Source organism: Levilactobacillus tongjiangensis (assembly GCF_003946345.1).
GTDB lineage: Bacteria > Bacillota > Bacilli > Lactobacillales > Lactobacillaceae > Levilactobacillus > Levilactobacillus tongjiangensis.
In genome coordinates, this window is record NZ_RHNY01000005.1 from 127,188 (window position 1) to 139,692 (window position 12,505).

The window sequence follows — 12,505 nt, forward strand, 5'->3', positions numbered from 1 at the left end:
ATTATACGCGTCTCCGCCGGGCCTAGTCAGGAGAAGTTCGCCTAAAATAATCAAAAAAACGCCCCACTACCAAAGTAGTGAGACGTTTCATTTTTTAAAGAATGACAAACTCTAGTCTTCGACTGGAGTACCGCCGTTCTTCTTGATAATGTCAGCTTGAACACTCTTAGGCGTTGGTTCGTAGTGATCAAACGTCATGGTGAAGGTACCACGACCTTGTGATGCGGAACGTAACGTCGTAGCGTAACCGAACATTTCGGATAACGGAACGTAAGAGTGAATCATTTGTGCGTTACCACGTGCTTCCATACCATCGACCTTACCACGACGTGCGGTAACTTGGCCCATGATATCACCCATGTATTCTTCAGGAACCAAGATATCAACCTTCATGATTGGTTCAAGAATAACGGGACCAGCAGATTGGACAGCCTTACGCAAAGCCAATGATGCGGCAACCTTGAAGGCTGCTTCACTAGAATCGACTTCATGGTAGCTACCATCGTACAACTTGGCCTTAACATCAACCAATGGGTAACCGGCTAACACACCGTTTGCCATGGCTTCTTGCAGACCTTGGTCAACTGAAGGGATAAATTCACGAGGAACAACCCCACCAACGATAGCATCTTCGAATTCGTAACCCTTACCACGTTCGTTAGGAGTGAATTCAATCCAAACGTCACCATATTGACCTTTACCACCAGATTGACGAACAAACTTACCTTGGACCTTAGTTGGCTTCGTGAAGGCTTCACGGTAGGCAACTTGAGGAGCACCAATGTTTGCTTCAACCTTGAATTCACGCTTCATCCGGTCAATGATGATGTCCAAGTGAAGTTCACCCATTCCGGCAATCAGAGTTTCACCAGTTTCAGGGTTAGTTTCAGCCTTGAAAGTTGGGTCTTCTTCAGAAAGCTTTTGTAAGGCGTTGTTCATCTTATCTTGGTCAGCCTTCGTCTTTGGTTCAACGGCAACCTGGATAACTGGATCTGGGAAGTTCATTGATTCCAAATGTAATGGGTGATCAGGATCAGTCAAAGAGTCACCGGTAGTGGTGTTCTTCAGACCAATGGCCCCAGCAATATCACCGGAGAAGATTTCTGGAATTTCTTGACGGTGATTTGAATGCATTTGCAGCAAACGACCAACACGTTCACGCTTGTCCTTCGTAGCGTTAAGTACGTAAGAACCAGATTCCAGAGTACCGGAGTAAACCCGGATGTAAGTTAAACGACCAACGAATGGGTCGGTAGCAACCTTGAAAGCCAAGGCAGCAAAAGGATCGTCATCGTTAGCACGTAAAGTAACGGCTTCATCCGTGTCAGGAACGGTGGCGTTGTATGGCTTAACATCCAATGGAGATGGTAAGTAATCAACAACGGCGTCCATCAACATTTGAACACCCTTATCTTTGAAGGCAGAACCTGCAAAGACAGGGAACATGTCCAAACGTAAAGTGGCACGACGGATAGCAGCCTTCAGTTCCTCTTTGGAGATTTCTTCTCCTTCAAGGTACTTTTCCATGATTTCATCATCAACGTCAGCAACGCTTTCGATGATGCCTTCATGACGCTTCTTGGCTTCTTCCAGCATGTCTGCAGGAATATCAACAGTGTCCCATGAGGAACCCAGTTCATCCTTGTCGTAGACGTATGCCTTCATTTCGATTAAGTCAACAACACCGGCGAAGTCGTCTTCGGCACCAATAGCCATTTGCAATGCAACGGCGTTAGCTTGGAGACGTTCGTGGATGGAGTTTACTGAGAAGTCGAAGTCGGCACCCAGCTTATCCATCTTGTTAACGAAAACGATACGGGGAACATCGAAGTCTGACGCTTGACGCCAAACAGTTTCGGTTTGAGGTTCAACACCAGCTTGACCGTCTAAGACAGTAACGGCACCATCAAGCACACGCAAGGAACGTTCAACTTCAACAGTGAAGTCCACGTGTCCTGGGGTGTCGATGATGTTGATCCGGTGTTTCTTCCATTCGGCCGTGGTAGCGGCAGAAGTGATTGTAATACCCCGTTCTTGTTCTTGTTCCATCCAGTCCATTTGTGAAGCCCCATCATGGGTTTCACCAATCTTATGGATTTTACCAGTATAATACAGGATACGCTCAGTAGTCGTCGTTTTACCGGCATCGATGTGGGCCATGATACCGATGTTACGCGTCTTTTCAAGCGGAAATTCACGAGTATTAGCCATGATTAATGTGTAACTCCTCTCAACTTGATCGTAGATTGTGCCAAAAGGTGGCCACTAACATCAAAAATTGATTTTAGTCGCCACCTCTCAATTAAAGGATTACTCCCTTAAGTCAGAGACGGGAGCATCCAAAGACACTCTGCTCTAACATTGTATCACGCTGCTGGCAATGCAGCGTGATAACTGCTTTTACCAGCGGTAATGAGCGAAGGCACGGTTAGCATCAGCCATCCGGTGCGTATCTTCACGCTTCTTAACAGCAGCACCTGTGTTGTTGGCAGCATCCATGATTTCGCGGGCAAGCCGGTCAACCATAGTGTGTTCGCCACGAAGGCGAGAGTACTGCACGATCCAACGCAGACCTAAAGTAGTCCGACGGTCAGGACGAACTTCGATTGGAACTTGGTAGTTTGACCCACCAACACGCCGAGCCTTAACTTCCAAGACTGGCATGACGTTCTTCATTGCTTCTTCGAAGACTTCCACTGGATCGTTACCAGTTTCGTTCTTAATGATGTCAAATGCACCATAAATGATTTTAGTTGAAGTACCACGTTTCCCATCCATCATCGTGTGGTTGATCAGACGAGTGACCAACTTTGAATTGTAAATTGGATCAGGAAGGACTTCACGCTTTTGTACGTTTCCTTTTCTAGGCATTGTTAATATCCTCCTTGAAATGCTGTTACGGGGTGTTTGACGGAATCCGTGCAAACGCCCCTACTTTTTAGTCTCGGTCTAGCCCTTAGGCTTCTTAGTCCCGTACTTGGAACGACCTTGACGACGGTCAGTAACCCCGGCAGTATCGAGCGCACCACGGATAACATGGTAACGAACCCCAGGTAAATCCTTAACCCGGCCGCCCCGGATAAGCACAACACTATGTTCTTGAAGGTTGTGGCCAATACCAGGGATGTAAGCAGTCACTTCAATTAAGTTTGACAACCGCACACGTGCATATTTCCGTAAAGCTGAGTTAGGCTTCTTTGGTGTCATGGTACCGACACGAGTAGCAACCCCACGCTTTTGTGGAGCTGGATTCTTAACTTGAGCTTTTTTGAAACTGTTATACCCGTAGTTTAAAGCTGGGGCATCTGATTTAGAACTTTTAGATTTACGACCTTTACGCACCAATTGGTTGATAGTAGGCATCTAAATAGTCCTCCTTTCCTATAGTCATCTAGAGTTTAAGTCCACACATCCAGGTGGTTCATTTTTCTTGAAAGAAAAAAGCCACCCAGACGGGGGTTCAATTGAAGTGTCCTCCCCGCCGTCAGTCAGCATGTCTGGTAGTGAATACCCGAGACCTGTCTGCGAAAAGCACCTTTAATAGAATACCATGCCACAAATAGCATGTCAACAAGCCCAGCAGCAATTTCCCACAAACATTCCGAGTTTCTTGACGTAGTTAGTCTATGAGGTGATTGAAAATGACGCTTATCCTATTTGTTTACGGTGCCTGTTTGGGGTCTTTTCTCGTGGCCATGGCCGACCGGTACGTGACTGGCGAATCCCCATTCTTCCCACCATCACATTGTGCAACCTGTTCTACCCGCTTAGTCCCCTGGCAAATGGTGCCTATCTTGAGTTACCTGGTTTTACGTGGTCGTTGTGCTTACTGCCAGGCGAACATCATGCCAACCACCCTTTTTGTAGAAGGGGTCACGGCGATTTTACTAACGACCTGGACACCTACATTCACCCTGCCCCTCCTGTGGCTGAGTCTTTGGACATTCGCTGCTCTTTGTGATACGCAAACTCAGACTTTCCCCGGGTGGTTGAGTTGGGCAGCTCTTGGTATCAGTTTAATCAGTCAGCCCTGGTCGATCATCTTACTTGCCACCAGCCTATTCGGTCTGATTCGTTGGTTATGGCCTCACTGGATCCACCCCTGGATCGGTGATGGTGACTTAGAAATGATGCTCGGTTACTGGTTACTCTTCGGGAGCTTGTCGTTGGTTCATTGGGTGTTACTAGCATGCGGGCTGGCTCTACTAACCGTTCGTGCACATGTAAAATTCGCCTTCTTACCCTATCTTATGGCGAGTGCCCTTGCCTGGTGGTTATGGCCTTAGCTGCCTCTAAACTAAACAACAAAAAAAGGATCCACCATCTCTGGTAGATCCCGTAACTCAGGCAACCTAGCTGTCACTAAGCTTGTGAGTCTTCTTGCATTTGTTTTTCTAAGTCGCTGATAGAGTAAACGCCTTCGGTTGACGTACCGCCAACTTCTTTGGGCTTGATCTGACGGTAATCTGGCATCCCAGTCCCGGCAGGAATAATCTTCCCAATAATAACGTTTTCCTTCAAACCAACCAGTGGATCGTTCTTGCCCCGAATAGCAGCATCGGTCAAGACACGTGTTGTTTCCTGGAAGGATGCGGCTGACAAGAAACTGTTCGTTTCCAAGGCAGCCTTGGTAATCCCCAAGATAACTGGACGTGCGGTAGCAGCAATGCCACCATCGATCAGAGTCTGGTAGTTAGCACGACGGAAGTCTTGAATATCCATCAAGGTACCAGGCAGAACGTCGGTATCACCCGGATCCATGATCCGAACTTTACGTAACATCTGACGAACCATGATTTCAACGTGCTTATCACTAATGGCAACACCTTGCATCCGGTAAACACGTTGTACTTCACCTAAGATGTAAGTTTCAGTTGATAAGACATCACGAACACGGAGCATTTCCTTAGGATCAACAGACCCATAGTTCAATGCAGAACCACGGTGGATGAAGTCACCTTCACTAACCCGCATGCGAGCAGTGATTGGTAGCGTGTAAGTCCGCGTATCGGCCTCACCCTTAATCGTGATTTCCTTCGTCCGTTCAGCTGGGTTTTCTTCGATTGATTCAACCGACCCAGTAACTTCAGTAATTTCAGCTTTACCTTTAGGGTTCCGAGATTCAAATAATTCTTGAACACGAGGAAGCCCTTGGGTAATATCTTCGTTCCCGGCAACACCACCGGTATGGAAGTTACGCATGGTCAGCTGAGTACCAGGTTCACCGATTGATTGTGCGGCAACAGTCCCGACAGCTTCACCAACTTCAACTTCGTCACCAGTAGCCATGTTACGGCCGTAACAATGCTCACAAACACCATGTTCAGTGTTGCAAGTAAAGGCGGAACGAATAGTAACTTCTTCAACACCAGCATCAACGATCTTTTGAGCGGTGTCTTCAACGATCATTTGGTTCTTAGGAACGATTACGTCACCAGTTTCTGGATCAGTAACGGTCTTTTGGGTATAACGCCCTAAGATCCGGTCATACAATGGTTCGATCATTTCGTTACCATCAGTGATGGCACGAATCTTCAAGCCACGGTCAGTCCCACAATCCTTTTCCCGAATGATAACGTCTTGCGCAACATCGACCAACCGCCGGGTCAGGTAACCTGAGTTGGCAGTCTTCAAGGCCGTATCGGTCATCCCTTTACGAGCCCCATGGGTCGAAATGAACATTTCCATCACTGACAAACCTTCACGGAAGTTAGACGTGATAGGCAACTCCATGATGTCACCACTAGGAGCGGCCATCAGTCCACGCATACCGGCAAGTTGCGTAAAGTTAGAAATGTTCCCCCGGGCACCAGAATCACTCATCATAAAGATAGGGTTCTGTTGCTCGAAACTGTGAATCAAGGCGTTTTGAATGTCGTCCTTGGCATCGTTCCAGATACCAATAACCCGTTCGTAACGTTCATGGTCGGTAATCAAACCCCGACGGAATTGCTTCGTTACCGTTGCAACCTGTTTGTGGGCTGCATCGATAATTTCAGGCTTTTCCTTCAAGTCGGTAACGTCGACCATCCCAACCGTTAACCCAGACTTCGTGGATTCGTCATAACCCAAATCCTTGATCCGGTCCAACAACTTAGAGGTTTCAGTAACCTTGTATTGTTGGTAAACGGCCGCGATAATGTCGGACAAGAAGCCCTTCTTGAATGGACCAACTAATTCAGCATTTTGCAAGTAATCATGAATGTCCTCACCTGGTTCCAAGAAGTACTTGTCTGGAACGTAACCGTTCAAGTTCGTACTAGTAGGTTCGTTCAGGTATGGGAATGACTTAGGCAGGATGTTGTTGAAAATCAACTTCCCAACGGTCGTCATCATGATTTTGCTGCGTTGTTCATCAGTAAATGGCTTGTCGGTCATGCCGGAGACTTGAACCCCGACCCGAGTGTGCCAGTGAACCAAACCATTCCGGTAGGCCAGAACTGCTTCGTTTAAGTCGGTAAAGATCATGCCTTCACCTTCACGAGCAGCTTCTTCCATCGTCAGGTAGTAGTTCCCGATAACCATATCTTGAGAAGGCGCAACAACTGGCTTACCACTGGCAGGTGCCAAAATATGGTGAGCAGCCAGCATCAGCAAACGTGCTTCAGCTTGTGCTTCGTCAGATAACGGAACGTGGATGGCCATTTGGTCCCCATCAAAATCGGCGTTGTAAGCTTCACAGGCCAATGGGTGAAGACGCATAGCTTTACCACTAACCAGAACAGGTTCAAACGCTTGAATACCCAAACGGTGAAGCGTGGGGGCCCGGTTCAACAGAACAGGGTGTTCCTTGATGACGTCTTCCAAAACGTTAAAGACATCGTCATCTTCACGATCAATTTGGCGCTTGGCGTTCTTAATGTTAGAAGCCAAACCGCGCGCAACCAGTTCCTTCATGATGAATGGCCGGAATAATTCCAAAGCCATTGGGACTGGTAAGCCCATTTGGTTGAACTTGAGGGAAGGACCAACGTCAATAACGGAACGACCTGAGTAGTCAACCCGCTTCCCTAACAAGTTTTGACGGAACCGCCCTTGCTTCCCTTTCAACATGTGTGAAAGAGACTTCAGTGGACGGTTACCAGGACCAGCAACTGGACGGCCACGACGACCGTTATCGATCAAGGCGTCAACGGCTTCTTGGAGCATCCGCTTTTCGTTTTGAACGATAATACCAGGCGCATTCAGGTCCAATAAACGCTTCAACCGGCTGTTCCGGTTGATAACCCGCCGGTACAAGTCGTTCAAGTCAGACGTTGCAAAACGTCCACCTTCGAGTTGTACCATTGGCCGTAAATCAGGTGGGATTACCGGAATAGCATCCATTACCATCCATTCAGGACGGTTACCAGATGTCACGAAGGCTTCCAAGATGTCCAAACGACGAACGGCACGCGTCCGCTTTTGGCCAGTAGCTTCCTTCAATTCTTCCTTTAATTCCTTAACTTCTTTATCTAGGTCTACTGCCATCAACAATTTCTTGATGGCTTCGGCACCCATTTCAGCCTTGAAGGCGCCACTACCGTATTCAATCAGCTTGTCACGGTAGTCACGTTCGGAAAGTAATTGCTTCTTTTCGAGCGCAGTGTCACCTGGGTCTAAAACAACGTAGGAAGCAAAGTAGATAATTTCTTCCAACGCACGGGGACTCATGTCGAGGACTAAGCCCATCCGACTTGGGATACCCTTGAAGTACCAGATGTGAGTTACTGGAGCAGCCAATTCGATATGGCCCATCCGTTCCCGACGTACCTTAGAACGGGTAACTTCAACCCCACAACGGTCACAAACGACACCCTTGTAGCGAATCCGTTTGTATTTCCCACAGGCACATTCCCAGTCCTTAGTAGGACCGAAAATCCGCTCGTCGAACAGCCCGTCTTTTTCAGGCTTTAACGTCCGGTAGTTGATGGTTTCAGGCTTTTTAACTTCCCCGTAAGACCAGCTACGGATCTTATCAGGTGAAGCCAGCCCGATCTGCATGCTTTCGAACTTATTGACATCGACCAAAGAAGCGACCTCCCTTATTAATTAGTCTTGTGTGTTCGGTTGACTTTCATTTTTTGGTGCGGCTGGCGTAGCTTTGGCGTCATCAGTCTGAGCAGCGGCTTTGCGTTGTTCTTCCTGTTGTTGCGCGTACTTGCTTAAGGCATCAACGTTCACAACATCATCGTCATCGTCATCCATATCACGGAGTTCGATTTCTTCGTTGTTCCCGTTTAAGACCTTCATATCCAGACCTAAGGATTGTAATTCCTTAACTAAAACCCGGAAGGATTCAGGCACACCTGGCTTTGGAATTGGATCACCCTTAACAATGGCTTCGTAGGTCTTAACCCGTCCAACCACGTCATCAGACTTGTACGTTAAGATTTCTTGTAACGTATAAGCGGCACCGTAAGCTTCCAAAGCCCAGACTTCCATTTCACCGAACCGTTGGCCACCAAATTGTGCTTTACCACCAAGTGGTTGTTGCGTAACCAGTGAGTAAGGTCCGATAGAACGGGCGTGCATCTTGTCATCGACCATGTGGGCCAACTTCAGGTAGTTCATGACACCGACGGCAACCCGCTTATCAAACGGTTCACCAGTCCGACCATCATATAAGACAGTCTTAGCATCGGCAGCCATACCAGCTTCCTTAACAACGTCCGCGATATCAGTATCTTGGGCACCATCAAAGACAGGCGTAGCAACGTGAATACCTAATTTACGAGCGGCCATCCCTAAATGCAATTCGAGCACTTGCCCGATGTTCATCCGGGAAGGCACACCCATTGGACTCAACATGATGTCAATTGGGGTACCATCTGGCATGTATGGCATGTCTTCTTCAGGGATAACAACGGATACAGTCCCTTTGTTACCGTGACGACCGGACATCTTGTCACCAACTTGGATCTTCCGCTTTTGCGCGATGTAGACCCGAACCATCATGTTCACACCTGGAGAAAGTTCATCACCGTTTTCACGAGTGAAGATCTTAACATCCTGGATGATCCCGCCACCACCATGTGGAACCTTAAGAGAAGTATCCCGTACTTCACGGGCCTTTTCACCAAAGATAGCATGGAGTAAACGTTCTTCAGCTGATAATTCAGTAACACCCTTAGGCGTCACCTTACCAACTAAGATGTCACCGTCTTGAACTTCAGCACCAATCCGGATAATTCCGTCTTCGTCCAAGTTCTTCAGGGCATCTTCCCCAACGTTAGGGATTTCACGAGTCATTTCCTCAGGCCCAAGCTTCGTGTCACGTGCTTCTGATTCGTATTCTTCAATATGAATCGACGTGTAAACGTCATCGCGAACCAACCGCTCGTTGATCCCGATGGCATCTTCGAAGTTGTACCCTTGCCAAGTCATGAAGGCAACTAATGGGTTTTGCCCTAAGGCTAATTCACCATTTTCCATTGAAGGACCATCAGCCAAGACTTCGTCATTGTCGACGTGGTCGCCAACCTTAACGATTGGACGTTGGTTGTAGTTCTTACCACCGTTAGACCGGCGGAACTTCATTAACTTGTAAGTGTCAAGCGCATCGTCGGCACGACGAACACGGATTTCACGTGCATCAACGTATTCAACAGTTCCTTCGTGTTGACTAATTAAAGCAACCCCGGAGTCATGCGCAGCTTTGTATTCAATACCAGTCCCAACCAGTGGTGCATGAGGGTCCAGCAATGGCACAGCTTGCCGTTGCATGTTGGCACCCATCAAGGCACGGTTGGAGTCATCGTTTTCCAAGAAAGGAATACATGCAGTGGCCACGGCAACAACTTGCTTAGGCGAAACGTCCATGTAATCAATCTTGTCAGCAGAAGTTTCGATGTTGTTATCTTCGTCACGGGCCATGATAGTATCCGTAGCAAATGAACCGTCATCGTTTAACGGCGTGTTAGCTTGCGCCACAACGTAGTTATCTTCTTCATCGGCAGTCAGGTAATCGATCTTGTCGGTAACCTTATGTGTATCCCATGAAACACGACGATATGGCGTTTCGATGAACCCATATCTGTTAACCCGAGCATAACTGGAAAGACTGTTGATCAAACCAATGTTAGGACCTTCAGGCGTTTCGATTGGGCACATCCGACCGTAGTGGGTGTAGTGAACATCCCGGACTTCATATCCGGCACGATCACGCGTCAAACCACCAGGTCCAAGGGCAGACAGACGACGCTTATGGGTTAATTCACCCAATGGGTTAGTCTGGTCCATGAATTGAGAAAGTTGTGAAGAACCGAAGAATTCTTTAATGGAAGCAACCACTGGCCGAATGTTGATCAGTTGTTGTGGCGTTACCGTCGCAGCATCCTGAATTGACATCCGTTCACGCACAACCCGTTCCATCCGAGATAACCCGATTCGGAATTGGTTTTGCAGGAGTTCACCCACGGAACGAATCCGCCGGTTACCCAAGTGGTCAATATCATCGGTGTTCCCAATCCCAATTTGCAGGTCAAAGAAGTAGTTCATGGAAGCAATGATGTCAGCTGGACGAATGTGCTTCAGCTTAATATCAATGTTGCCATTCCCAATAACGGGAACTTCTTGTTCTGGGTCATCTGGTGATTCCACCTTGATGATTTGTAATTTAAGTGGTTCAGTGACAACGGCTTCGTCTGAAGGTTGGAAAGTAACCATCTTGAAATCGTCTTGATCCAAGTATGGTGCCAGGGTCTTCATTACGTCCTTGTCAACGACCGTTCCCTTCTGCGCGATGATTTCACCGGTATCAGGGTCAGCCAACGTTTCAGCTAAAGTCAGGCCCAGTAAACGAGTCTTTAAGCTCAGCTTCTTGTTGGTCTTGTAACGACCCACGGGAGCCATGTCATAACGCTTAGGATCAAAGAACCGCGCAGTCAGTAAACTCCGTGAAGAGTCAGCCGTCTTAGGTTCACCTGGACGTAGACGTTCGTAGATGTCCTTTAAGGACTCTTCAACACGGGAATCGTCGGTGTTCTTGTGAATATCCTTTTCCAACGTCTGCATTAAGCTTTCGTTGTCACCTAAGATATCCAAGATTTCATCGTCGGAACCGAAACCTAATGCCCGAACTAATTCGGTCATTGGAATCTTCCGCGTCCGGTCGATCCGAACGTAAGAAACGTTTTTAGCGTCGGTTTCGAATTCGAGCCAAGCACCCCGGTTAGGGATTACCGTAGCACCGAAGACGGTCCGACCGTTTTTATCAGTATCTTCATTGAAGTAAACTCCTGGTGAGCGGACTAATTGGGAAACAATAACCCGTTCTGCCCCGTTGATAATGAAGGTCCCTTGGGCCGTCATCAGAGGGAAGTCACCAAAGAAGACATCCTGCGACTTAATTTCACCCGTTTCGTGGTTGGTTAAGCGTAAAGTAACGTGTAATGGTGCCGAAAAGTTGGCATCGTGTTCCCGCGCTTCATCCACGGTATATTTGGGTTCCAGTAATTGATAATCAACAAACTCTAACGAAAGGTTTCCTTGAAAATCTTCGATTGGCATGATGTCGTCGAACATATCGCGTAAACCTTCGTCGAGGAACCAGTTGTAGGAATTGGTTTGAATTTCAATCAAGTTAGGTAAATCAAGAACTTCCTTGATTCGCGAATAGCTACGGCGCGTACGGTGTTTCCCGTATTTCACTAAGTGTCCTGCCAAGTTGTTCACCTCTCCTATTTATTCTGTAAACTGGCCAATCCAGAATATTACATTTTGATTACAAATGCGTTTTTCTCTGGTTTTTTGGCAAAAAAAATCCAAAAACAAACCCAAAGTTTGCTTTTGGCTTCTTATAACGGACGCTGCCGGACAATATATCGGCGCATCCAATTTCAGTTCACAGTTGCATACAAATGATATAGTACTAAATTTACTGACCAATGTCAATATGGACGACTCACTTTTTGACGGCAACGCCAAATAAGATCAGTCGAATCAAAGCAACCGTCTGTTCATGCTGCGAAGCATCGGCTGACCCTACGTGATGGAACGAATTAAATAAGGGACTCAGACTAGTTAAATAGAACGATGCCGCGTCTTTGGCCGACAGATGGGGCTGCAAACTAACGATTCCTAAACTAAAGAACCGTTCTAGTGGTGCTAAATAGTCCTGCATGAAAACCATACCTAACTGACGCTGATTCTCCGGCTTCAAATACCGGAAGCTACTGTGGATCACGGTAAAGACATCCCGTGGATGGACCTCCGTAAGGACCTCCGTAATGGTCGCTAACGCCCCAACCGGGTCAGGAGACGTTTCCGCAGCTAATTGATCGTTTGCCTGGTTAAGACCCGTTTGAACTTCCTGCCCCACACTTTTAATGACCTCAAGAAAAATAACTTCCTTATCACTGAAATGATGGTAAAGTGCTGGTTGCGTAATGCCAACCTCATGGGCGATGTCCCGTGTTGAAGTGGCCGAGTATCCTTGAGATAAGAATTGTCCGCGCGCAGCTTTTAAAATGGCTGCATGCGTGTGTGTGAGTTGCTCCTCTCTCTTCATGACCCCCATCCTTTC

At 47.4% G+C, this 12,505-nt stretch carries 7 protein-coding genes; 1 reads left to right on the top strand and 6 read right to left on the bottom strand.

What is annotated here, in order from left to right; translation table 11 throughout:
* Positions 1-111: 111 nt before the first annotated feature.
* The 3 genes from fusA to rpsL all read right to left on the bottom strand — a co-directional run bounded on the left by fusA (position 112) and on the right by rpsL (position 3,363).
* Positions 112-2,211: an elongation factor G gene (gene fusA, locus EKM75_RS04215; protein WP_125692382.1), complete on the bottom strand. Its 2,100-nt coding sequence runs from the start codon at positions 2,209-2,211 to the stop codon at positions 112-114.
* A gap of 189 nt (positions 2,212-2,400) precedes the next feature.
* Positions 2,401-2,871 carry a 30S ribosomal protein S7 gene (rpsG, locus tag EKM75_RS04220; protein WP_125682830.1) on the bottom strand — a complete coding sequence of 157 codons (471 nt, stop codon included), beginning with the start codon at positions 2,869-2,871 and terminating at the stop codon, positions 2,401-2,403.
* Positions 2,872-2,949: 78 nt separating this feature from the next.
* Positions 2,950-3,363 carry a 30S ribosomal protein S12 gene (gene rpsL / locus EKM75_RS04225; protein ID WP_125682831.1) on the bottom strand — a complete coding sequence of 138 codons (414 nt, stop codon included), beginning with the start codon at positions 3,361-3,363 and terminating at the stop codon, positions 2,950-2,952.
* A 278-nt stretch (positions 3,364-3,641) separates the two neighbouring features.
* Between rpsL and EKM75_RS04230 the strand changes: the two genes are divergently transcribed.
* Positions 3,642-4,286 (top strand): prepilin peptidase, encoded by a 645-nt coding sequence (locus EKM75_RS04230; protein WP_125692384.1) that lies wholly within the window; start codon positions 3,642-3,644, stop codon positions 4,284-4,286.
* Positions 4,287-4,362: 76 nt separating this feature from the next.
* Here EKM75_RS04230 and rpoC read toward each other — a convergent pair whose 3' ends face one another.
* From rpoC to EKM75_RS04245, 3 genes are all read right to left on the bottom strand, one after another.
* A complete protein-coding gene (gene rpoC / locus EKM75_RS04235) occupies positions 4,363-8,010 on the bottom strand; it encodes a DNA-directed RNA polymerase subunit beta' (RefSeq protein WP_125692386.1) in 3,648 nt (1,215 codons plus the stop codon).
* 21 nt (positions 8,011-8,031) lie between these two features.
* Entirely contained in the window at positions 8,032-11,646 is a 3,615-nt protein-coding gene (gene rpoB, locus EKM75_RS04240) for a DNA-directed RNA polymerase subunit beta (protein ID WP_125692388.1), read from the bottom strand.
* 238 nt (positions 11,647-11,884) lie between these two features.
* Positions 11,885-12,490: a TetR/AcrR family transcriptional regulator gene (locus tag EKM75_RS04245; RefSeq protein WP_125692390.1), complete on the bottom strand. Its 606-nt coding sequence runs from the start codon at positions 12,488-12,490 to the stop codon at positions 11,885-11,887.
* Positions 12,491-12,505 lie beyond the last annotated feature (15 nt).

Coding starts and splice junctions, on each gene's coding strand:
- fusA (WP_125692382.1), bottom strand. CDS start 2,211: ATGGCTAATACTCGTGAATTTCCGCTTGAAAAGACGCGTAACATCGGT.
- rpsG (WP_125682830.1), bottom strand. CDS start 2,871: ATGCCTAGAAAAGGAAACGTACAAAAGCGTGAAGTCCTTCCTGATCCA.
- rpsL (WP_125682831.1), bottom strand. CDS start 3,363: ATGCCTACTATCAACCAATTGGTGCGTAAAGGTCGTAAATCTAAAAGT.
- EKM75_RS04230 (WP_125692384.1), top strand. CDS start 3,642: ATGACGCTTATCCTATTTGTTTACGGTGCCTGTTTGGGGTCTTTTCTC.
- EKM75_RS04245 (WP_125692390.1), bottom strand. CDS start 12,490: ATGAAGAGAGAGGAGCAACTCACACACACGCATGCAGCCATTTTAAAA.